Genomic DNA, 22,088 nt, shown 5'->3' with positions numbered 1-22,088 from the left:
ATGGCCAAGCAACCGCACAGCGCCCCCGCCGACAGCGTCGGCATACAAGTGCCGGCGGGACGGATCGTGGCCGGGTCGACGCGCTGGCAGACCGTGCTGCTGGCCCCCGACAAGCCCTCGATCTACCGGATTCACGCCACCGACGGATTGATCGTCGAAGCCGATGGCGCGGCGCGGACGATCCGGGTCGAGCCCGGCGCCTCGCTCGACGTGCTGGCCAGGAAGATCCGGGTCAAGGCGGCCGCCGGCGGCGCGGGCCACATCGCCCAGGGCTGGTACGTGATGGTCTCCTAGAAAGCCGGCCCTACCATTTGCCGCCCGTAGCCATTCTTACCTCGTCATAGAGCAGCCGGTTGCCGGCCTCCGTAAAATGGACATCGCCCGGGATGAAGTACCGGGCGATCGCCGCCTCGGGCGGGCCACGGAAGAAGGGCGCGAAGCCGTCGACGAAGCGCACGCCGCGCGCCGCCGCCCAGTCGCGCCAGTGCCGGACCTGGAGGCTGTCGCGGTCGCCCACGGCGACATTGTCCGGCCAGGGATAGACCACCAGGGTGACGCGGCACTGCCAGTCCCGGCAGATCGCCACGACCTTGTCGAGATTGCCGCCCGCCACTTCCAGGCCGCGCCGGCCCCAGTCCTCCAGCAGCACCGGATCGAACGCCCAGCGCGCGCGGGGCCGGCCAAACGACATCTGCTGATTGAAGGAGGAGGCCACGGAGAGGTCGTGAGCAAGATGAACGACCGCGAAGTTGTTGACGAAAAAGAGTCCGATCTCGTCCCAGGGAACCGCCCAGCGATCGGCCTTGGCGACACTCGCGCCGCCGCCCCCGCCGCTCTCGCGATAGACGTTGGCGTCGTCATCGATGTCCGAGAGGTCGAGGAAGACAAAAATCTCGGCCGGCGTGATCCCCAGCCGCTGGGCGGCGGCGCGGATCTTCTGATGATAGATCGCCGGGCTATAAGAGGCGACGCCGAGATTATAGACCGCCTTGCCCTGCCTCGCTGCGTCACACGCCATCAACCCGACGAAGCTCTGCTCATAGCTCGAGCCCAGCGCCTCGCTGAAGGAATCACCCACGACGAAGACCGCCTGTCGCCCCTTCTCTGGTTCGCCCGGCGCGCAATCGCCGGTGCGGAATCCAAACCGGTCGGTCTTCCACGGATAGCGGACCCTGCCCCAGACGCGCACGAGCTCACGGTTGGGGACGAGATCGTGATGGTGGGCAGCCGGCATATAGACCCCGGGCCGGGCCGCCTCCGCCCAGGACTTCTTGAGGCTCGAGAAGAGCGTCGCCGTCAGGACGAAATCCAGCACCAGGGTGATCGCCCCAATGGCGAGCGTCTGGGCGAGCGCCTGGCCGACAAATCGCAGGACAGATTTCAATCGATGTTCCCTGTTGGTCGTCCGCCGCCGTCGGATGGTACGGTCTGGTCTCCTAGGAGGAAACGACAATGAAGCTGGGCCTCTCCATCGGCTATTCCCGCGCCGCCCTCGATATCCCCGTGAAGCTGGTGCAGCGCGCCGAGGAGTTGGGCTACGATTCGGTGTGGACGGCCGAGGCCTACGGCTCCGACGCGGTGACGCCGCTCGCCTTCCTCGCCGCCCACACCAAACGGATAAAGCTCGGCACCGGCATCATGCAGCTCGCCGCCCGCACGCCCGCCAACGCCGCCATGTCGGCCGCGACCGTCGATGCCATGGCCGGCGGCGGCCGCTTCCTCGCCGGCATCGGCGTGTCGGGTCCGCAGATCGTCGAGGGCTGGTACGGCCAGCCTTGGGGCAAGCCCTACTGGCGCATGCGCGACTACGTCACGATCATGCGCAAAATCTTCAAACGCGAGGGACCCGTCAGCCACGAGGGCCGCGAGATTTCGCTGCCCTACACCGGCCCCGGCGCCATGGGCATCGGCAAGCCGCTGAAATCCATCCTGCACATGAACCCCGACATCCCGATCTATCTCGCCACCGGCAACGAAGCGACGGTGAAGCTGACCGCCGAGATCGCCGACGGCTGGCTGCCCATGGGGTTCATGCCCGGCGCCATGGATGAATACCGGCCATGGCTCGAAGAAGGTTTTAGGCGCGCCGGCAACGGCAAGGGTTTCAAGGACTTCGCCATCGCCGCCAACGTCCACGTCGAGGTCGACAACGACGTGAAAGGCGCCCTCGCACGCCTGAAGCCCGAGATCGCGCTCTACGTCGGCGGCATGGGCCACAAGACCAAGAACTTCCACAACGACATCATGGTGCGCCGCGGCTTCGGCGATGCGGCCAAGCGCATCCAGGAACTCTATCTTGCCGGCCACAAGGATGAGGCCATCGCCACGGTGCCCGACGAATGGGTCGACATGAAATCCATCGTCGGTCCGCCGGCCCGCATCCGCGAACGCTACCGCGCCTGGGAGGACTGCGGCGCCGATACGCTCAATGTGCGGTCACGCCAGCCCGAGGCGATCGAAGTGATGGCGCAGGCGGTGCGGCTTAATTGATCTGACCCTTCCACTTCTTCGGTCCACTTTCGACTTCGACAACGGCGTGCATGGCCAGCCGCTCGACGGGCCATCACGCCTAAGTGTCGGCAGGCAGCTGCTTTTTTATCTCGTCCCGCCCTCTCTCGAGCGCCTGGCCGAGCCCACGAAGTTCATCCTGCCATTGCTTGGGGACTGACTTTAGCTGGCTGACTAAGAAGTCCGAAAAAACGTCGAGGACCAGCACGAACGACAACAGCAGCTGAACGAAGTGAAGCTTGCGCTGGGCATCGTTGCGCGAAAACTGGAAATACTGAATTTGAACAAGCGGCTTTTCATCCTTCTCTGTGATTTCTACCCTATGCATGAAGCTGTCGATGTCAGCGTGGCTGGCAAAGCGGCTGATATTGCCGTGGACTTCTCGGAGCGCCGGAACGAGACGGTGAGGCATTGGCTTTTTCTCTCGAACCATATTGCCCAAGTGCCGCGCGAGATTGTTGAAGGGTGCCTCCCGCTTCAAGTACTGCACTTGAAGGGAACGATCATCGATGATGAATGCGCCGATCAGAGCCGCATCAATCGCTGATCGAGCCGATGCAAATGCTTCCGAAAGGTGACACCGGAAGAGGCAAGCGTGAGAATAAACAAAATGGTAGTGAATGAAGACCAGCAGCTGGATCAATACCATGTCGTCTTCCGGGACCTCAGTCTGGGACAACACGGCTTGGAACAAGCCCTGCAGGTGAGAATGAGCGTCAAACTCCGGTCGGGATTTCACCATAGAGATCAGGAACTGCTGATGCTCCGCGCTGACGAATTGCAATAGGTCGATAGGACCCTGCGTAGCATTATTTGGTGTCATGCGGCGGTCTCCTCTATGGCGATCCTTACCATCGCGCGAAGATGTTGCCACAGCACGACGTGTGCCACACACTGCCGGTGATGGCACTTATAGATCAGCAGCGGGCTGAACTCGAAAAGCTAGGCCTCGCCATGGTGCAAATGAAGTTGGCGAACTCTGGCCCTGGGCTCGGCGCGACCGTCCAGCACATGGCGTCTGGCGTAATGACCCGGAGAGACGTTGAGGACTGGGTTGCGCAACGGACCAGCGAGCAGGTCGAGCAGCAGACTGAGATGCTCCGATTGGCGCGGGCGTCGAGCCAACAGCAGAGTGCGACGCTTACATGGGCGCGGATCGCGGGCTGGGCAGCAATTGCCGCCGTCGTGCTGGCGATCCTCGTGCCCGTCGCGCAAGCGCTCATCAGCCGCTGAGAGAGCTTCCCACATCTAGTGGCGCAAGCACTGCCAGCGCAGCGCGGCATCTCGACTGGGCGACGTCGATAGGGTGCGCTATTGACCGGGCGCGGCGGAACTTCTCGACCGTAGGAACTGGTTGCAGTCGCTGCTCGCCGATCTTGACCAACCGGCTACGCGGCTTGACCCCTAGCCCCCGTGACCGCCCGAGATGTCCGCTTCCGAGGCCAAAGAGGACATTTCGGCGACCAGTCATCACGTCGCTTCATGACCCGAAGCGGAAATCGGCCATTTTCCTGGCTCTCCTCCAAGAAGCCTTACCTGGCAGACTGCAGCCAGGTTGAAAGTGCAGCTATTTCCCGCCCGCGCGGATGGCCGAACGAATGGACCAAATAGAAGCCGAAGCCCGACAGCTTGAGGTCGAGCGCCTTCATCAAGGTACCGGCTTTCAGTTCGTCACCGACAAGCAGGTCGCTGAACATGCCGATGCCTTGTCCAGCGAGCACCGCTTCTATCGCATGCAGCTCTTCGCGAAAGCTTAGGTGATTCATTTCGCTGAAATCCGGCACAGCTCGCCATCTGCGTCGGGCGGCCGTGAACCATCGCTGCCATGTCGCGGCATGAGGGACAAACGGGGGCCAGTGAAAGTGGACGAGGACTTGACCGCGAAGGTCCTCCGCTCGCTTGAGCGGACGACCCGACGAAAGTAGCCGGGGACTGCACACGGGCCAGAACGAGTCACGGAAGAGCTGTTTTGCAACGCCATCTGTCGGAAGGGTTGCAGCGTTTCGGATGGCGACGTCCGCATCGCCGCCGTGGAGGTCCAAAACTGCGTCCGTGCCTATAACCTCCAAGGGCAACACGCCGCGTTGCCTATGCCAGAGAGACAGGCGCGGTACGAGCCATCGACTGGCAAAGGCGTTGGTTGTCGTTATTCGAAGCGGTTGCTTCCCTCCGTCGCGCTTCACAGTCGCGACGGCTGTGGCGAACGCTCCGAGCCCGTCGTGAATTACGGGAAACAAGCGTGCTCCCACTTCGGTCAGCGTCAGCGGTCGCGGCCGACGTCGAAAAAGCGGCTGCCCACAATATCGCTCAAGCAGCCGTATCTGATGGCTGACTGCGGTTGGCGTTACGCAAAGCTCGGCAGCCGCTTTCTTGAAGCTCATATGTCGTGCCGCCGCCTCGAAGGCACGTAGCTCTATCAGGGGGGGAAGCTTCAGCATCTCCCCATTGTAGATGAAGTGAATTCATCTGCAGCTGAAATCTGCGCGTTTGCTCCGATAAGACGAGTTGAGAATGATCAGGATAACCACCCTGAGGAGAAAAGTCATGGCGCTGGACATTGTCAACGCCGCCGCTGAGCTCACCCCCACATTTTCGGGACAACTCCTCAAGCCTGGCGACGCGGCCTACGACGAAGCCAGAAGCGTTCACAATGGCCTGATCGACAAGCGTCCGGCGTTGATCGCCAGATGTCGCGGCGTGGCCGACGTCGCCGACACTATCGGTATTGCGCGAAAGCTACATCTCGAGACAGCCGTTCGTGGCGGTGGTCACAATGTGGCGGGGCGCGCAACGGTCGACGGCGGCGTGATGATCGACCTTGCCCCGATGAAGGGCATTTATGTCGATCCAGTTCGCCGTACGGCACGCGCCCAAGGGGGCGTCACGTGGGGCGAGTTCAATCGCGAGACGCAGCTGCACGGCTTGGCCGTCACCGGCGGCGTCGTCTCGAGTACGGGGATCGCAGGTCTCACGTTGGGGGGCGGACTCGGTTGGTTGATGGGTAAGCATGCGCTGGCGTTGGACAATCTCTTGTCGGTCGACCTGGTCCTGGCGAGCGGACGCGTCGTCACCGCCAGCGAGCATGAGAATGCCGACCTGTTCTGGGCCGCGCGCGGCGGTGGCGGCAATTTCGGTGTGGCGACCTCCCTGGAATACCGATTGCATCCTGTCGGGCCTCAGATCACCGGCGGTTTGATTGCATATCCGTTCGACATGGCCTGGGATGTCTTGCGCCATTACCGCGACATGACCGACCAGCTCCCCGACGAACTCGCCCTGTTTGGCGGCTTCGTTCATGCGCCCGACGGTTCGGGGCAGAAGCTTGCGGCAATGGTGCTTTGCCATTGCGGATCGCTGGCTGAAGGCGAGAAAGCGGTCCAGCCCATCAAGGCATTCGGCAAGCCGGCGATGGATGCCATCGCGGCGATCCCCTATACGCAGATGAACGCCATGCTGGATGCTGGCTATCCGCGCGGCGCGCTCAACTACTGGAAGTCGAGCTTCCTCGCGACGCTGAGCGACGATGCCATTCGCGCCATGATCGATTGCTTCGCGCGCTGCCCGACGCCTATGGGCCAGCTGCTGCTTGAACACTTCCACGGCGCCGTCACGCGCATTGGTCCGACCGACACTGCCTTTCCTCACCGGTCACCGGGCTACAACATGCTGGTGCTGGCGCAATGGATGGAACGCCGGCAGAACTCGGCCTGTATAGCCTGGGCGCGCGACTCCTATGCCAACCTGCAGCCCTTCATGGGCGCGGGCAGATACGTCAATTATTTCGATGACGACGAGCCGCGTGATGCCATCGCGGCGGCCTACGGGTCGAACTATCGACGCCTGCAGCAAATCAAGGCGAAATACGATCCTGGTAACTTCTTTCGTATGAATCAGAACATTCGACCACTCGGTTCGAAGCCCTGAAGCCCGAAGAGGGAGAAGAGCCATGGACGGCGCCCTGACGACGAGAGCAACACCGCGCGAGGTCGACCACATGATCGAGGCCGTCCGGCGCCTGAAACCCGAAATCGATGCCGTCCGCGACGAGCTCGACCAGCGGCGGCGCATGCCGCCCAGGCTGGTCGACTCGATGCGCACGGCCGGCCTCTTCGGCCTGTGGCTGCCGAGGCCACTTGGCGGCGCGGCCCTGGATCTCGTCGACTACGTCAAGGTCATCGAAGAATTGGCGCGGATGGACGGCTCGGTGGGCTGGTGCGCATCGATCGCCGCTTCCTACAGCCGGTTGGCGGGCTACCTGGCGCCGGGTGTGGCGAGCCGGATCTTCGACGGCGGCGGCACCGTGGTCGCGGGACAGCTCATGGCCACCGGAAGAGCCGTCGCCGTCGCCGGTGGTTATCGTGTATCCGGCCGTTGGGCCTTTGGCAGCGGCATCGAGCACAGCGACTGGACGATCGGCATCTGCGTCGTTCACGATGGCGATGCGCCGCGCCTGGAGCCGGACGGTGCGCCCGTCGAGCGCCTGGTATTCTTTCCGACCAGCGCCGCTGAAATTATCGATACGTGGCATGTCTCGGGCCTGCGCGGCACCGGCAGTCACGACTACAGCGTCACCGATCTGTTCGTGCCCGAGAACCACTCGATTGAAATCGTCACCCCCGTGCCGACGACGCCAGGTCCGCTCTATGCGCTACCATTCAGGACGGTGTTCGGCGTTGCGATCGCGTCGGCGGCCCTCGGGATCGCGCGCGGTGCGATCGATGCATTCGAAAGGCTGGCCATCGCCAGAGCTGGAAGAGGCGGACCTGGGCAGCTGCGCGACACGCCGGCCGTACAGGGTGATGTCGGGCGCGCCGAGTCCCTCCTGCGCTCGGCCCGCGCTTTTCTACTCGAGACCGCCCAAGAGGCCTGGGACGAAATAGAAGCCGGCCGTTCGGATTTACTGCGGATGCGCGCTTTGTTGCGGCTAGCCAATACACAGGCGGCCGCGGCATCCGCCCAGGTCGTCGATCTCATGTACAACGCCGGTGGCGGCAGTTCCGTCTACGAAAGCAGCCGCCTGGAGCGCTGCTTTCGGGATGTCCATGCCGCCATCCAGCATCGGGCTGTAAGCGCCGGCAACTATGAGCTGGCTGGCAGCGTCCTGTTAGGCCTCGACCCCGGAATACGGAGATTGTGAGCTGGTGTGAACGCCAAGGTTCAACGTCCGCTCATGGCCCGAAGCCGACATCACCCGGCGTCAACCCGCGATGGCGGCCCTGATGCGGTCGACCGCGGCATCGGGCGCGGTGAGCACCGGTGTCCCGACCGCGGCGGTGACAGCCGCCAGCGCACGCGACGTCGAGAAGTGCGCGAGCATGATGGCGTCGCAGTGCGCGAGCTCGGGCGCCCGCGCGGCGATCAGCGCGTTGTGCCGGTCGGCGTCGCCCTTGCGCAACGCGTCCATGGCCCCCTCGACGACGATCGTCTCGAGCGTCGCCCCGGCACCCGCCCCGCCGCCCGCCTCGCCGACGAACTGCTCGAACTCCTCCGTCATGGTCAGCACCGACGGCGCGAAGGTCGCAAGCATCCCGATCCGCCGTCCCCGGCCGATCGCCTCCCGGAACATCGCTTCGTTGGGCTTCAGCACCGGGACCGGCAGTTCCCGCGCCATGCGCTCGATCGCCGGCCCGAACGCCGAACAGGTGACGAGGATCGCCTCGGCCCCGAGGCGATGCGCGTAGTCACCGAGCTCGACGAAGCGCTCGAACATGCGCGGCGTCAGGTCAGGGTCCTTGGCGCGATCGACCGACAGCGAGGCGTCGAGCAGGTCGACGATCTCGGCCTCGGGCCAGCGCGTGGCGAACGCGCGCTGGATGGGTTCCACGGCGACGGGTGTACCATGCAGGAGGACGACGCGGGGCTTCTTCGACATGCATCAGGTCTTTCGAAAGGAGAGCGTTTTCAGGAAGGCGGCAGGCGGGATACCAGACCACCATCGCCATAGGCCTTCGCCGCAGCGGGCGAGGCGAGCAGCGCCATCAACGCGGCGGCACCGTCCGGGTTCGCGGCATCGGCAAAGATGGCGGCATCGAAGGTCGAGACGGTCTGGACCTCCGCAGGAAACGGACCGGCGACGGCAACGCCGGGGACCGACATCAGTTCGCTCACCTGCTGGATCGCAATGTCGGCCTCGCCGCTCGCGACCTTCTCGCCGGTGAAGCCCATCGGGATCGCGACGGCGCGCGCGTTGACCTCCGCGGCAATCCCCAGCCGCTCGACCAGCCCGGTGAAGTAGATGCCGCTCGCCCCCGCCCGGGAGTAGGCCACCCTCGCAGCCACCAGCGCCCGCTTGAAGGCCTCGACCGTCGAGACATCGGGCTTCGGCGCGCCCTCGCGGACGCCGACGCCCAGGACCGAGTCGGCGAGACAGAGGCGGGTCTCGGGACGCACGATGCGGTCGGTGCAGAGCTTGTCCATGGAGCCGTCGATGGCGATGACGACGTCGGCGCGCTGGCCTTCGGCGATCGACTTCATGATGGCGGTGGTCGGACGCCAGTCGATCTCCAGGCGATAGGGCGAGGCGGCCTCGAAGGCCGGTTTCAGCCAGCGGTTGACGGCCACCTCGAGGGCGAGACCGCTCATGACGGCGACAGACGACGGCGATGCCACTGGACTTCACTCCTCGCACAACGGACACCGCCTATATAGCGCGATGCAGCCGTGGAGGGCGGCAAAAGTTGATCTAGAGCCGGTCTCCGAGAACGGGCACGAGACGAGCCCTGGAGAAAAGGCCTGCATTTCCGAGCACTTTGCGGCGCCGACACGCTCAACATCCGCTCGCGCCAGCCCGAAGCGATCGAGGTGAAGGCCAAGGCGGCACGGCTCAATTAACGGCGGCGCCTAATACGTAAGGCCGCGCAGAGTTGCGAGGTCTTGTTGTCGCAGCACCCCAGGATCGCCCCAATCTGCCACGCATCCAGCGCCGAGGACCTCGCGTTTATTCGCTCGGACGTCGCGCCCTGCGGCGCCCGTGCGAGACCAACCCACGAGACAACCAAGGAGACGAACATGCCGCTGTTCTTCCTGATCGCCATCGGTGCCGGTGCATTCAGCCTTGGCGCCGTGACGGCCGACGTCGTGGACGACGGCCACCTGGGGCAGACCAATCACTACGCCTACTCTGCCCCGGCCCAACCTCAGTCTCAGCCTCAGTTGCAGGCGTCGCTGGCGCCTTCCTTTGATGCCAGCGCCTATGCGACCACGACCGACTGCCTGAACGCAGCGGCTGCGCAGGGCGTGTCGACGACGGCCTGCCCGAAGTAACAGTCGTGCTCCCTCCCCTTCGCAGACTGCGCGGAGGGGAGGATTGCGGCGACGATCACCGCGGCGCGAACTTGTAGCGGAAGGTACAGCTCGGCGCGCCCTGCATGAGCGTCTGAGCGCGCTCGAGGCTCACCTCGCCCTCGCCGGCCGCGGCAATGTCGAAATCGGCCGCGCAGATCAGCAGCGCCCCCAGTTCGGGTTCGCCCAGACCGCGGAAGAACTCGGCGAAGCGGCAGCGCGTCACGTCGATGTCCAGCGCCTCCTTGTCCTGGCGCAGGACATCGACCTCTACTTCCTTGCCGGAGACCTCGCCCCAGACGCTTTGGATGGTCGCCCATTTGCGCCGTGGGCTGCCTTCGATGCCCTCGCCGATGGCGGCGAAGAGCTGCTTCGACCAGTCGCGCAGCGCCTGGGTCACGAGGACGTCCGCCCTGTCCTTGCCCAGTTCGGCCCTCAACGCGCGCAGCACCGGCACCAGGACCTGGGCTTGTATTCGCGTCTTATCCAGGAGCGATACCTGGGGATCCACCAGGTACCCATCGATCACACTCGTCATTCCATCTCTCCAACGCGGAGCGTCAGTAACCCGCGGTGCGGTCGACGACTTCCTTGAGAGGCGCGCCGTCGAGGAAGCGTTCGAGGTTCTCCACGAACAGGCGCGCCACGAAGCGGTCGCGCTGCGGATGAGGTCCGCCGATGTGCGGCAGCACGATGATTCCCTCGGCCTTCCAGAAAGGATGATCCGACGGCAGCGGCTCCTGGCGGAAGACGTCGAGCACGGCGCCGGCGATCTTCCTGTTCTTCGCCGCCGCGATCAGGTCGGCGTCGACGATGGTGTGGCCGCGGCCGAAGTTGATCAGCCAGGCCGTGGGCTTCATCGCCGCCAGCCGCTCGGCGTTGATGAAGTTGTCGGTCTCGGGCGTGGCCGGCAGCAGCAGCAGCACGAAGTCCGATTGGCCCAGCACCTCGTTGGTGCGCTCCGGCGGAAACACCTGGGCGACATTGTCCATCGGCCCGGGCCGGCGCTTGGTGCCGATCACGCGCATGCCGAGCGCCACCGCGATGCGGGCGACCTCCTGGCCGATGACGCCGAGACCCAGGATGCCGAGCGTCTTGCCGGTGAGCGGCTGCGGCACGGTATGGACCCACTTGGCGCTCTTCTGGTTCTCGACCGCCACCGCCACCGGCTTGGCGACATAGAACAGCGAGGCGATGATGTTCTCCGGCATCGATTCCTTGTGCGTGCCGCGAGCGCAGGTGAGCGTCAGCCCCTTGGGCAGGTCGGGCAGCGCCATCCAGCCTTCGACGCCGGCGCTCATCGCCTGGGCCCAGCGCAGCCTGGGCATCGACGGCAGCAGTCCCGCCGGCACGCCGCCCGCCATCAACGCCTCGGTGCGCGCGAGCTGGTCGGCGGTGGGCTTGTCCTTGCGCGGCAAGGTGTCGATCGCGACTCGATGGTCGAGGCCGGCCACCTTCACGGCCTCCAAATAGGCGTTGGGAGAGTCGGTCCAGAGCAGGACATGGGCACGATTGGTGGTCATGAGAGTGGCTCCCGGGGCATCAGGGGATGCGTGTGACGGCACAGTAGCACGGTCGACAACGAGACCTCGTGCTGACGAGAGCAACGCCTTCTCCTATCGCCGCACGGAATAACGAGCCGCAGATGGGAGATGGCGCATACCGGAACGACTTGCATAGAATATGAACCAAGAAGAATACCCATTGGAGGCTACGTCTAAGATGTCCAAGTTTACCCTTCCCCGCCGGCCCATTTCACGTAGGCGGGCTCTCGTTCTGTCCGGTGGCGCCCTTTCACTTGCTCCCATGATCGCGTCCGGCGTTGCGCGGGCGGCCGACGACTGGCCCAACAGGTCCGTCCGCTACATCGTGCCCTTCCCGGCCGGTGGCCCGACCGACACGCTGTCGCGCATCGTCTGCGCCGAGCTCACCAACCTGACCGGCCAGACCTTCGTGATCGAGAACAAGAGCGGCAACGGCGGCGTGCTGGGCGCCGACCTGGTCGCCAAGGCAACGCCCGACGGCTACACGATCGGCCTCTACACCATCGCCGCCCACGCCATTGCGCCGACGCTGTTCGTCAAGATGCCGTTCGACGCCGGCCGCGATGTCACCGGCATTTCGATCCTGTGGGAAGTGCCGAACATGCTGATGACGCGGCTCGATTTCCCGGCCAACACGGTGCCCGAGCTGATCGCGCTGCTGAAGGCCAACCCGGGCAAGTATTCCTTCGCCTCCTCGGGCGCCGGCACCAGCCCGCAGATCACCGGCGAGCTGTTCAAGAGCATGGCCGGCGTCAACATCCTGCACGTGCCCTATCGCGGCAGCGCGCCGGCCCACCAGGACATCCTGGCCGGTCAGGTCGATATGATGTTCGACAACATCCCGGGCCCGCTCGGCCTGATGAAGGGCGGCAAGGTCAAGGCCTTTGCCGTGACCTCGGCCAAGCGTCATCCCGCGGCGCCCGACACACCGGCCATGGCCGAGTTCCTGCCCGGCTTCGAGATCGTCTCATGGGGTGGCTTCTGCGGACCGGCCGGCATGCCCAAGCCGATGGTCGACAAAGCCAACGGCCTGCTCAAGAAGGCACTCGAGAGCCCGAAGGTGATGGCGGCGTTCGAGAAGGCGGGCGCCACGCGCCGCTGGCTCAGCCCCGCCGACACCGCCAAGTATCGCGCCGACAACGAGGCGCGCCTCGCGCCGGTAATCAAGGCATCGGGCGCGAAGGTGGAGTAGCCGGTCGCCGCGAGGCGACTATCGCGGAACGTTCCCCATCCGACAGCGTTGAAGCCCCAGTCCATGCCGGGCGCGAGGGGTTTCAACGATGTGCGATCACGATCCACGGCCCACCAGCGTCAATGTCACGGCCACGCCGGCCAGCGGCGGCAGTTCCGGGCTGGCCTTCATTGTCGGCGGCCTGGTCGTGGCTGTCCTCGCCGGAGGTTATTTTCTTCTGGGCATGCCGGGCACCGCTGCTCCCTCGACACCGGCGGCGCCCCGCCAGTAGAGCAGCCATCTGCCAGCGTCGTCGCCCTGTTCCTTGATCTGGCGCAAAAGACAGCAGGCGCAGAAAGAGCAAGCTGGACGCTCAACTGCCAATCCCCTCAACTGCCAATCCCATGGCTCATGGCTGGAGGATCGCGATGCGCGCCAAACATGTGATGTCCGAGTTCGTCTATGCCTTGGCGGCCGACGCGTCGATCTTCGACGCTGCTGAGTTGCTCGTTACCGCCGGCGTCAGCGCGGCGCCGGTTGTCGATGGATCGGGAAAGATGGTCGGGATCGTGAGCGAAGCCGATCTGATGTGTCGCGCCGAGATCGGCACGAGCCCCGACAAATCCTGGTTGCAGCGTCTTTTCACCGACGATGCCGTGACCGCAGGCAACTACGTCCGGTCGCATTCCCACAGGGTTACCGACGTCATGACGAAGAACGTCGTGACGGCCACGGAAGATACCAAGATCGGCGAGCTGGCGAAGCTGATGCACAAGCATTCCATCAAGCGTGTTCCCATCCTTCGCGACGGCCGGATCGTTGGCATCGTCAGCCGTGCAAACCTGCTTCAGGCCCTGCTTTCCCGGGAGCCTGCCGGCGATGCGCCGCAGCACTCGGACGAGGAGACACGCCGCGCGGTCGTTGCCGAACTGGCCAAGGACGGCCTGTCGTCGGCCTGGCCAACCAACGTGGTTGTGAATGCCGGCGTCGTCCATCTCTGGGGTTTCGTCGCCAGCGACATCGTCTCCAAGGCCTTTCGCGTCGCCGCAGAGAATGTCCCGGGCGTGAAGGCCGTGAAGAACCACCTGCGCCCGGCCCCACCCAGCGTGAACATGGGCGTGTAGCGACCCATCGGACATCTCGCCCGCGCCGCGACAAGGTGAAGGCAGCGCACGTCCCTGGCGGAATTTGATTCTGCATGGCAGTAGAAGCGGCGTAGGATGCCCCCAACAAAGAAACGATTGGGAGGCTCGCTATGATCAAGCTTCGGCTTTCGCGCAGGCGTGCGTTCGCTCTTTCCTTGGCCCCGATGATCGCTTCGGGCGTCGCCCGCGCGCAGGCCGACTGGCCGAGCAAGTCGGTACGCTACATCAACCACTTCCCGCCTGGCGGCGCGACCGACGTGCTGAGCCGCGTCGTCTGCCAGGAACTCTCCGAGCTCACCGGCCAGCAGTTCGTGGTCGAGAACAAGGGCGGCATGGGCGGCAATGTCGGCGCCGACCTGCTCGCCAAGTCAGCGCCCGATGGCTACACGCTCGGCCTCTACACCATCGCCTCGCACGCCATCGCGCCCACGCTCTACGCCAAGCTGCCGTTCGACGCGGCCAAGGACTTCACCGCCGTCTCGATGCTGTGGCAGGTGCCCAACCTGCTGGCGGTGAGACTCGGCCTGCCGCCCACGACGGTGCCCGAGTTGATCGCGTTCGTGAAAGCCTCGCCCGGCAAGTACACCTTCGGCTCGGGCGGCCAGGGCACCAGCCCGCATCTCTGTGGCGAGATGCTGAAGCAGATGGCCGGACTCAACATGGTGCACGTGCCCTACCGCGGCGGCGCACCGGCGTTGCAGGACCTGCTCGCGGGCCAGATCGACATGGTCTACGACAACCTGCCCGGTATCATCGCCCAGGTGCGTGCCGGCAAGGTCCGGCCACTGGCCGTCACCTCGCGCGAACCCAGCCCGCTGTTGCCCGAGATCCAACCCATGTCGAAGTTCCTGCCCGGCTTCGAGATCACCTCATGGGGCGGCATCTGCGGCCCGGCCGGCCTGCCGCCGGCCATGGTCGAGAAGTGCGCCGCGCTGACCAGGAAGGCGTTGGAGAGCGAGAAGGTGAAGGCGACCTTCCTCGCCCAGGGCGGCACGCCGCTGTGGCTCGGCCCGGCCGACGCCGCCAAGTTCCGCGCCGACAACGAAGCCAGGCTGGCGCCGATCATCAAGGCGTCGGGCGCACGGGTGGAGTGAGGACTTTTTTGTCATTGCTGGCGTGAGGTAGCTGCAGGCATGACAAGCTTGGTAGAATCGCAATGACCATCGTATCGAGGATCGTTCCAGGAACAGGGCCGCACGACCATGACGACAATCGATGCCTTCCGAAGCAGCGTGTCCCAGGCGGCGCCGCCGGGCGACCTCGGGCCTGCACTGCAGGCGCTGTGGTGGGCGCGTCGGGGCGATTGGGGTCGGGCGCATGAGTGCGTCCAGAGCCACGAAGGCGAGCCCGACTGCGACCGGGTGCACGCGCACCTGCATCGCCAGGAAGGTGACATGAGCAACGCCGGCTGGTGGTACCGGCGCGTCGGTCGACCCCTTCCTGTCCTCTCGCTGGAAGAGGAGTGGGACAATCTCGCGGCGGAGATGCTGTCGCGAGAATAGACGGAGGCGGCCACCGCAACCCTTTGGAAGACCCGGCGTTAACGAAACGCCCGCCTTACCAGCGGACCGTCTTTCACAAGGGAACTCCCATGCGCCTCCATCTCCTCGCCACCGTTTCGGTCGGCCTGTTCTCGGCCGCCTGCTCGAGCCCCTACGAGAACAGAAACATCAGCGCCGCCACCGGTAGCGGCATCTATGCCTCGTCCAACCAGGCCTGTGTCGACTATGGCTTCGTGCCCAACACGTGGGCCTACAGCCGCTGCGTGACTGCCGAGCAGCAGGCCCGCCTCAACTATCGCGCAACGCCGGGCTATGCGCCCTCGCTCGTCGTCGCCGATTCGCGGAACGCCTGCCACTCCTATGGCCTTACCGCCGGCACGGCGCCCTACGACCGCTGCGTCGCCCGCGAGACCGAGGCCCGCGCCTACCGCGACTCCGCCGCCGCTCCGGCCTATCGGGTCGATGCTCAGGGCTATCGCGTCGACGCCAACGGTTACCGCCTCGCGGGCCAGCCCGCGCCGGCCTACTACCCGGCAGCGACAGTGACGCGCGACGAATTCGGCAACCGCTACGATTCGCAGGGCAACCGGATCAATGCGAGCGGCCAGATCATCCCGATGCGCGAGAGCCGCTACTAGCCGGCAGCGTTCGGACAACGGGTCGCGAACAGGTATCGAGGGGAGTCCTGCGAGGCTCCCTTCCCGATTTGCCGCGGTGGCGGCTGATTGCTTCGTGAATGCGAATTGTCGTCGTCTCGCGGGCCGTTGACGTCTGCCTGATATGCCGCAAAGTCGTCGTGAATTCGGCTATAGTGCATCTGCAACACCTCAGGCGGGAGTCCATCATCGCCGCAAACGCGCGGTGCGACGTCCTCATCGTCGAGGACAGCACCATCCAATGCCTCGAAATGGCGGACTATCTCCGCCACGCGAATCTTGTCGTCGAGACGGCATTCGATGCGGCGGCGGCGCTTCACAGCGCCAATAAATTCGAGCCCCGGGTGGTGCTGCTCGACTACAACCTCCCGGACATGACGGGCGTGCAACTCGCAGAAGCGATCCGCGCACTGCTGCCGTCGGCCGCCATCCTCATCATGTCGGGACGCATCGACGGGCTCTCCGAGGAGACCCTGCAGGCACTTGGCATCACCATTTTCGTGAACAAGCCGGTGCCGCTCGGCCCGCTCCGCCAGGCGGTGGTGAAACTGGTCATGGAGAGCTCGAAGGGCCAGACGGCCCCTCGGCCGAAGGGCTGGCTGTCGACCGGCACGGGTGGGACCCGCCGCCCCGACGACTAGCGTCGTCGGCCCACCCGGTCCAGCATGGTGCGGGCAAGAAAATACGCGGAAAACACCGGGGGCTGATCATGGCATCGAGCGAGCTCGCACGGCCGGGGGCGCCGAACTTCGTCGACCTGCTGCGTTCCTTCCCGAGCCAGGCGCGCCTCGCCCTGGGAACGCGCGGCGTGCTGTGGGCCACCTTCGCCGGCATCGTCGGCGTGATCTGCTGCGTCGTGGCGTTCGCCGATATCGCGCTGTCGCTCCACCGCTCCGACGTTGACCCGCAGCGCCGCCAGGCGCGCGAAATCCTGGCGCTCGACAATGCGAGCCGCCTGCTGATGCGGGGCATTCTGGCCAGTTCTGCCGCCGGTCAGGGCGCCGGTACCGCACCGGTCGCCGGCGAGCCGTGGCGCCATTTCACAGAGTCGCTCGCCACGGTGTGCCGCGATTTCGAGGTTTCGCCGCGGACGGCGCTGGCCGACACCTGCGCGGCGCAGCAGGAGTTCAGCGACCGGGTGGGCCAGGAAATCCGCGCCTTCGAAACCCAACGCAGGCCGATCGACGCCGTCATATTGCGCGAACTCCTCCAACTCAGGGACCAGATCACCGAGCTCAGCCTGTCGACGACACGCGCCGCCGATGACATGTTCGGTCGACTGGTCGACGACTACTCCGAGGCGCTGCTGGTGCTGACGCTCAGCACCACGGGCTTCGTCTGCGCCGGGCTCGTCCTCATCCTGCTGGTCGGCCGCACGTCTATGGACTACCACGCGCAATGGCGCCTCGCCGCAGAAGCTGCACGACAGGCCGGCGGCTCGCGCGATATGCTGAACGAGGTCGTCGAGGCGCTGTCGGCAGGCATCGTCGTCTACGACGCCAGCGAGCGCCTGATCCTGTGCAATTCGGTGGCCAGGACGCTGACGCCGGCGCTCCGAAGGCCCGACGCGATCGGCCGGACCTACTCGGAACTGGCGCACGACTCGGCCCGCGCGCTCGAGGCGGCCGGCCTGGGACCGCAGCCGGTCGAGGAATGGATCGCGCGCTTCCGCACCAAGACCACCGAGCGCACGCGCCAGTCGGACGACGGGCGGTGGTTCGACTGGTCGGAGAAGGGCACGGCGAGTGGCCTCACGGTCGGGCTCCGGGTCGACGTCACCGATATCAAGCGGCACGAGTTCGCACTGGAGAAGGCGCGCGCCGAGCAGGAACATGCCCGTGCGCGCTACCAGTCCCTGGTCGATTCGATGGTCGACGTGGCCTACACGCTCGACGTCGAGACCGGCAAGTTCACCTTCGTCAACGCCGCCGTCGCCGACCTGTTCGGCATGCCGCCGGAGAAATTCGTCGGCACCCACTTCCTCGAGCTCATTGCGCCTGACTCGGTGGAGCGGGTGCGGAGCCAGACCACCCGGCAATACGATCCAAAGGATCCCGGCACCTTTGCCCGCTTCTCGATGATCACGGCGGGCGGTGCGGTGCGCACCGTCGAGGTGCGGGCACGCCGCTGGCTCGACGAGCAGGGACAGGTGGTCAGCACCGGCGTGATCCGCGACGTAGAGGAGCGGGTACAACTCGAGCGCCGGCTCGAGTCGGAGATGGCCCGGCTGCGCTCGGTTGTCGAATCGGGCGGTGCGCTGATGGTGCTGGTCGACCGCGCCCTCAACGTGGTCATGGTCAACGGCGGCTTCACCGCCCTCACCGGCATCGCCGCTGCAGATGCGGTGGGCCGTCCGTTGCAGGAAATCCTGCCCTGCCCGCTCAACCCCGAACGCACCAAGCGCTCGCGGTTCGTGTTGAAAAGGCCGGATAGTTCAGGCCGTGAGCGGCTGATCGCGGTCACCGCCACGCCGGCCACCGATGCCGACGGCGCGGTGAGCAGCATCGTCCTGCTGGGCGTCGACGACACCGAACGCCGCGAGGCCGAACAGGCGCTCTACAACGCCGAGCGCTTCGCCACCGTGGGCGAGATGGCCGGCACCATGGCGCACGAGATCAGCCAGCCGCTGCAGGTCATCAACATCGCCTGCGCCTCGGCGCTCGATGCGCTCGCCCAAGCACCGGAGCGCGGCGGCCCGGCGGACGCGACAGTCGTGCAGGGCAAGCTCGAGCGCATCAACCAGCAGGTCGAGCAGGCCAGCCGCATCATCGGCGACCTGCGTGCCTTCGTGCGCGGCACCTCATCCGACACGCCCGAGCCATTCGATCCGAACGAGGCGGTCCGCCGCGCCATCGACCTCACCGGCCACGGCGTGCGCGAGGCCGGCATGACGCTGTCGGAGCGGCTCGACGGGCAGCTGCCTTCGGTCGTGGGCGACGTCGGGCGACTAGGACAGGTGCTGGTCAACCTCATCAACAATGCCCGCGATGCCGGCGGCGGCACCATCTCGATCGCCACAGAGACGCTGCAGAAGGACGGTCGCACCTTCGTGCGGATCGCCGTCGAGGATTCAGGGCATGGCATTTCCGCCGAGATCCTGCCCAGGCTCTTCAATTCCTTCGTCACGACCAAGCCGAGCGGCAAGGGAACCGGCCTCGGGTTGCGCATCTGCCGCCGCATCCTGGAGGAGATGGGCGGCCGCATAACCGCCGCCAATCGTGCCAAGGGCGGTGCCCGCTTCGAGATCGTGTTGCCGAGCCAGTAGTGGTCAGAAAAGTCCTGATCGCCGGCGCCACCGGCCTCGTCGGCCATGCCGCAATGAAGCACTTCTCGGCCGAGAAGGGTTGCGAGGTGATCGCCGTCTCGCGCCGACGGCCGGACGAAACGCATGGCGCGCGCTGGCTGCCCCTCGATCTCACGGACGCCGCGGCGTGCGCCGAGTTCACCCCGGAGCTCGCGGATGTCACGCACCTCGTCTATGCCGCGCTCCATGAAAGGCCGGGGCTGGTCGCGGGCTGGCAGGAAGAGGAGCAGATCCGGATCAACGACCTGATGCTCAGGAACCTGTTCGGGCCGCTCGAACGCGCGGCGCCGGGGCTGCGCCACGTGACGCTGCTGCAGGGCACCAAGGCGTATGGCGTGCATGTCCGCCCACTCATGGTGCCGGCGCGCGAGAACCGCTCGGAGATGCACGAACAGCCGAATTTCTACTGGAACCAGGAGCGCCTCGTCCGAGAGGCGCAAACGGGCAAGGCATGGAGCTGGTCGATCCTGCGGCCGGTGCTGATCGTGGGCGATTCCGTAGGCAGTGCCATGAACGTAATTCCGGCCTTGGGCGTCTATGCGGCGATGCAGAGACGCGCTGGCAAGTCCCGGCTGGATTATCCCGGTGGCGTCGGCCGCGTGGCGCAGGCCGTTGATGCCGACCTGCTGGCGCGCTGCATCGGCTGGGCCGGGCAGGCTGAAGCGGCGCGCAACGAGATCTTCAACGTCACCAACGGCGACGTGTTCGTGTGGCCCAACGTCTGGCCCGCCATCGCCGACGCGCTGGGCTTTGCGGTCGGCGATCACGTGCCGCTGGCGCTCGATCGGGAGATCCGGCCATGCGAGCCCGAGTGGGTGGAGATCCGCGCCGCGCACGGGCTCAAGTCGGGCACCTTGAAGGATTTCGTCGGCCTTTCATTCGAGTACGCCGACTACACGATGGGTTTTGGCCGCGACCGACCCGGCCCGGCCGCACTCGTCTCGACCATCAAGCTGATGCAAGCGGGGTTCACCGAGGTGATGGACACCGAGACGATGTTCCGAAAATGCTTCGCCGAAATGCAGGCAAAGAGGCTGTTGCCGCCGCCGTAGGGATCGTATCTTTCCGGGCATGATCAAACGCAAGTTGAACGTCGCCATCGTCGGCGCGGGCATGGGTGGGCTGGCGGCGGCGGCGGCGCTCCGGCTCAAGGGCCTCGACGTCACGGTCTACGAGCAGGCGAAGCAGTTCGCGCGAGTGGGCGCCGGCATCCAGATCGGTTGCAACGCCATGCATGTGCTGCGCGGCCTCGGGTTGGAGGCGCGCCTGCGTGCACAGACCTTCTATCCACGCTCGTGGAACAACCGCGACTGGCGCACCGGCGAGGTCATGTTCGACATGATCTTCGGCTCCGCGGCCGAGGCAAAATACGGCGCGCCGTATCTTTTGGCCCATCGCGGCGATCTGCATGAGGCGCTGGCCAGCATCGTGCCGGCGGAAGTCATTCGGCTCGACCATAGGCTGGTCGGTGTCGAGGCCACGTCAGGTGGCGTGCGGCTCGCCTTCGCCAATGGCGCGAACGCCGAGACCGACGCCGTGATCGGCGCCGACGGCGTGCATTCGGCGTTGAAGAAAATCCTGTTCGGCGAGGACATGCTCAACGTCACCGGACGCATTGCCTACCGCACGACCTATCCGGCGAAGTTGCTGGAGGGCTTCGAGATGGACGAATGCGCGAAGTGGTGGGGCGAGGACCGCCACATCGTCATGTACTACGTGAAGCCCGACCGCTCGGAAGTCTATTTCGTTACCAGCCAGCCCGAGCCCGAATTCGGCCTTGAGTCATGGTCGGCGGAGGGCGACGTCGACGTCCTGCGGACGGCGTTCGAAGGCTTCCATCCCACGGTGCAGCGCGTGCTGGCGGCCTGTCCCTCCGTCCACAAGCGGGTACTGGTCGACCGCGAGCCGCTGGAGCGCTGGGGCGACGGCCGCGCGGTGCTGCTGGGTGACGCCGCCCATCCCATGACGCCCTACATGGCGCAGGGCGCAGCAATGGCAATCGAGGACGCGGCGGTGCTGTCGCGCTGCCTCGACGGCGTCGAGCCGGACGGCGTCGGCGCGGCGCTCGAGCGCTACGAGGCGACGCGGACCGAGCGGACCGCGCGCATGCAACTCACCTCACGCCAGAACGCCTGGGGCAAGGGCGCCACGGAAACCGATTGGGTCTATGGCTACAACGCCTGGACGGCGCCGCTGGCCGGCTAGGACCGTCAGGGGCTGGCGCTTGTCGCGGTCGAGAGCTTGAAGCGCTCCCACGGCCGACCGGCGATCCGCTTGAGCAGCGACACCGGACCGCCCGGGCCCGGGCTTGGGCTCAGCCGCGGGCCGCGGACGCGACCGACCCAGCGGTCGTCGGGCTCGTAACCAAGCGACTGCAGCAGGCGGGGGAACTTCCAGCGGAAGGCGGCGGCCAGCGGCGGCGTGAATTCGCGCTTCCACTGGGCGACGTCGCCCGAACGGACATGCTTGTGGCCGCGACCAAGGTTGCCGAACAGGCTGTACTGCCAGAAGCGCTGGCGGCAGACCTTCTGCTCGGCCGCATCGAAGCCCAGAAACGACATGGCTCCGGACCAATAGGACATCTCGGTGTCCTGCCGCAGCTTCTCGTAGCGGGCCTCGAAACAATTGGGCCGGCCATAACGCCACTTCTGCATGTCGCGCAGCGTGCTGAAGGTCGAATTCTCCATTTCGAACACGTACTGCTCATGACGTGTCGCGAAGGCATTCAACCGACGCTGGTAGGTGACATCGTCGTAGCCCGGCACCGGCTCGTGCAACCAGGTCTCGCCCGCCTTGCAATGATAATGCATGGCCGAGATCAGCACGTCGCGCGGATCTCGGATGAGATGGAGGATCCGGACGTCGTCGCGGTCGAGCAGATCGGCATGACCGCGGAAGTCAGAATCGTAGTTGAAGAGAACGAACGGCGGCTTGAGCGCTTCCGCGAGGTTGTCGCGCTCGGCCCAATAGTCGACGT

24 protein-coding genes are annotated in these 22,088 nt (G+C 65.6%); 16 read left to right on the top strand and 8 right to left on the bottom strand.

Going from position 1 to position 22,088, the window contains the following annotated elements; genetic code table 11:
- Positions 1-294 carry a hypothetical protein gene (locus tag EPO55_RS09990; protein ID WP_296336563.1) on the top strand — a complete coding sequence of 98 codons (294 nt, stop codon included), beginning with the start codon at positions 1-3 and terminating at the stop codon, positions 292-294.
- 10 nt (positions 295-304) lie between these two features.
- On the opposite strand, the gene EPO55_RS09985 is transcribed toward EPO55_RS09990, so the two are convergent.
- The gene (locus EPO55_RS09985; RefSeq protein ID WP_296336561.1) at positions 305-1,384 is read right to left on the bottom strand and encodes an SGNH/GDSL hydrolase family protein; all 1,080 of its coding nucleotides are present in this window, start codon (positions 1,382-1,384) and stop codon (positions 305-307) included.
- A 68-nt stretch (positions 1,385-1,452) separates the two neighbouring features.
- On the opposite strand from EPO55_RS09985, the gene EPO55_RS09980 reads away from it, so the two are divergent.
- Entirely contained in the window at positions 1,453-2,490 is a 1,038-nt protein-coding gene (locus EPO55_RS09980; RefSeq protein ID WP_296336559.1) for an LLM class F420-dependent oxidoreductase, read from the top strand.
- Between the two features lie 79 nt (positions 2,491-2,569).
- Here the strand turns inward: EPO55_RS09980 and EPO55_RS09975 are convergent, their stop codons facing one another.
- On the bottom strand, positions 2,570-3,331 hold the full coding sequence (locus EPO55_RS09975; RefSeq protein WP_296336557.1) for a hypothetical protein: 762 nt from the start codon (positions 3,329-3,331) through the stop codon (positions 2,570-2,572).
- A 272-nt stretch (positions 3,332-3,603) separates the two neighbouring features.
- Between EPO55_RS09975 and EPO55_RS09970 the strand changes: the two genes are divergently transcribed.
- Positions 3,604-3,741, top strand: coding sequence for a hypothetical protein (locus EPO55_RS09970; protein ID WP_296336555.1), 138 nt, complete (start codon positions 3,604-3,606; stop codon positions 3,739-3,741).
- Positions 3,742-4,040: 299 nt separating this feature from the next.
- Here EPO55_RS09970 and EPO55_RS09965 read toward each other — a convergent pair whose 3' ends face one another.
- Complete coding sequence (locus EPO55_RS09965) at positions 4,041-4,946, bottom strand: LysR substrate-binding domain-containing protein (RefSeq protein ID WP_296336554.1); 906 nt, start codon at positions 4,944-4,946, stop codon at positions 4,041-4,043.
- Positions 4,947-5,052: 106 nt separating this feature from the next.
- On the opposite strand from EPO55_RS09965, the gene EPO55_RS09960 reads away from it, so the two are divergent.
- Together EPO55_RS09960 and EPO55_RS09955 are read left to right on the top strand one after the other, a co-directional pair.
- Positions 5,053-6,432 carry an FAD-binding oxidoreductase gene (locus tag EPO55_RS09960; RefSeq protein WP_296336552.1) on the top strand — a complete coding sequence of 460 codons (1,380 nt, stop codon included), beginning with the start codon at positions 5,053-5,055 and terminating at the stop codon, positions 6,430-6,432.
- Positions 6,433-6,454: 22 nt separating this feature from the next.
- Positions 6,455-7,645, top strand: coding sequence for an acyl-CoA dehydrogenase family protein (locus EPO55_RS09955; protein ID WP_296336551.1), 1,191 nt, complete (start codon positions 6,455-6,457; stop codon positions 7,643-7,645).
- A 60-nt stretch (positions 7,646-7,705) separates the two neighbouring features.
- Here EPO55_RS09955 and EPO55_RS09950 read toward each other — a convergent pair whose 3' ends face one another.
- Both EPO55_RS09950 and EPO55_RS09945 read right to left on the bottom strand, forming a co-directional pair.
- Positions 7,706-8,380: an aspartate/glutamate racemase family protein gene (locus tag EPO55_RS09950; RefSeq protein WP_296336550.1), complete on the bottom strand. Its 675-nt coding sequence runs from the start codon at positions 8,378-8,380 to the stop codon at positions 7,706-7,708.
- A 29-nt stretch (positions 8,381-8,409) separates the two neighbouring features.
- A complete protein-coding gene (locus EPO55_RS09945) occupies positions 8,410-9,117 on the bottom strand; it encodes a substrate-binding domain-containing protein (protein ID WP_296336549.1) in 708 nt (235 codons plus the stop codon).
- Between the two features lie 399 nt (positions 9,118-9,516).
- Here EPO55_RS09945 and EPO55_RS09940 point away from each other — a divergent pair, with 399 nt between their 5' ends.
- Positions 9,517-9,771: a hypothetical protein gene (locus EPO55_RS09940; RefSeq protein WP_296336548.1), complete on the top strand. Its 255-nt coding sequence runs from the start codon at positions 9,517-9,519 to the stop codon at positions 9,769-9,771.
- A gap of 55 nt (positions 9,772-9,826) precedes the next feature.
- Here EPO55_RS09940 and EPO55_RS09935 read toward each other — a convergent pair whose 3' ends face one another.
- Positions 9,827-10,327 carry an L-2-amino-thiazoline-4-carboxylic acid hydrolase gene (locus tag EPO55_RS09935; RefSeq protein ID WP_296336546.1) on the bottom strand — a complete coding sequence of 167 codons (501 nt, stop codon included), beginning with the start codon at positions 10,325-10,327 and terminating at the stop codon, positions 9,827-9,829.
- A 22-nt stretch (positions 10,328-10,349) separates the two neighbouring features.
- Complete coding sequence (locus EPO55_RS09930) at positions 10,350-11,312, bottom strand: D-2-hydroxyacid dehydrogenase (RefSeq protein WP_296336545.1); 963 nt, start codon at positions 11,310-11,312, stop codon at positions 10,350-10,352.
- A gap of 283 nt (positions 11,313-11,595) precedes the next feature.
- Here EPO55_RS09930 and EPO55_RS09925 point away from each other — a divergent pair, with 283 nt between their 5' ends.
- From EPO55_RS09925 to EPO55_RS09880, 10 genes are all read left to right on the top strand, one after another.
- Positions 11,596-12,525, top strand: coding sequence for a tripartite tricarboxylate transporter substrate binding protein (locus EPO55_RS09925; RefSeq protein WP_296336544.1), 930 nt, complete (start codon positions 11,596-11,598; stop codon positions 12,523-12,525).
- Positions 12,526-12,613: 88 nt separating this feature from the next.
- Positions 12,614-12,796, top strand: a complete 183-nt coding sequence (locus tag EPO55_RS09920) for a hypothetical protein (protein ID WP_296336543.1) — start codon at positions 12,614-12,616, stop codon at positions 12,794-12,796.
- A 154-nt stretch (positions 12,797-12,950) separates the two neighbouring features.
- The gene (locus EPO55_RS09915; RefSeq protein ID WP_296336542.1) at positions 12,951-13,628 is read left to right on the top strand and encodes a CBS domain-containing protein; all 678 of its coding nucleotides are present in this window, start codon (positions 12,951-12,953) and stop codon (positions 13,626-13,628) included.
- A 131-nt stretch (positions 13,629-13,759) separates the two neighbouring features.
- Positions 13,760-14,743 carry a tripartite tricarboxylate transporter substrate binding protein gene (locus EPO55_RS09910; RefSeq protein ID WP_296336540.1) on the top strand — a complete coding sequence of 328 codons (984 nt, stop codon included), beginning with the start codon at positions 13,760-13,762 and terminating at the stop codon, positions 14,741-14,743.
- Positions 14,744-14,851: 108 nt separating this feature from the next.
- Positions 14,852-15,151, top strand: a complete 300-nt coding sequence (locus tag EPO55_RS09905; RefSeq protein ID WP_296336539.1) for a hypothetical protein — start codon at positions 14,852-14,854, stop codon at positions 15,149-15,151.
- A gap of 89 nt (positions 15,152-15,240) precedes the next feature.
- Positions 15,241-15,789: a hypothetical protein gene (locus EPO55_RS09900; RefSeq protein ID WP_296336538.1), complete on the top strand. Its 549-nt coding sequence runs from the start codon at positions 15,241-15,243 to the stop codon at positions 15,787-15,789.
- A 98-nt stretch (positions 15,790-15,887) separates the two neighbouring features.
- On the top strand, positions 15,888-16,448 hold the full coding sequence (locus tag EPO55_RS09895; RefSeq protein WP_296336537.1) for a response regulator: 561 nt from the start codon (positions 15,888-15,890) through the stop codon (positions 16,446-16,448).
- Positions 16,449-16,516: 68 nt separating this feature from the next.
- The gene (locus EPO55_RS09890) at positions 16,517-19,072 is read left to right on the top strand and encodes a PAS domain S-box protein (RefSeq protein WP_296336536.1); all 2,556 of its coding nucleotides are present in this window, start codon (positions 16,517-16,519) and stop codon (positions 19,070-19,072) included.
- Complete coding sequence (locus tag EPO55_RS09885; protein WP_296336534.1) at positions 19,072-20,163, top strand: NAD-dependent epimerase/dehydratase family protein; 1,092 nt, start codon at positions 19,072-19,074, stop codon at positions 20,161-20,163. Before EPO55_RS09890 ends, EPO55_RS09885 begins: the two co-directional genes overlap by 1 nt.
- A 19-nt stretch (positions 20,164-20,182) precedes the next feature.
- Positions 20,183-21,316 carry an FAD-dependent monooxygenase gene (locus EPO55_RS09880; protein ID WP_296336533.1) on the top strand — a complete coding sequence of 378 codons (1,134 nt, stop codon included), beginning with the start codon at positions 20,183-20,185 and terminating at the stop codon, positions 21,314-21,316.
- 5 nt (positions 21,317-21,321) lie between these two features.
- On the opposite strand, the gene EPO55_RS09875 is transcribed toward EPO55_RS09880, so the two are convergent.
- Positions 21,322-22,088, bottom strand: a 767-nt coding sequence (locus EPO55_RS09875; protein ID WP_296336531.1) for a sulfotransferase domain-containing protein, incomplete at its 5' end; no start/stop codon positions are given.

Origin of the sequence: Reyranella sp., assembly GCF_004296935.1 — a bacterium.
Lineage (GTDB): Bacteria > Pseudomonadota > Alphaproteobacteria > Reyranellales > Reyranellaceae > Reyranella.
The sequence above is the reverse complement of the archived record's forward strand: the minus strand, read 5'-3'. Positions and strand labels throughout refer to the sequence as shown.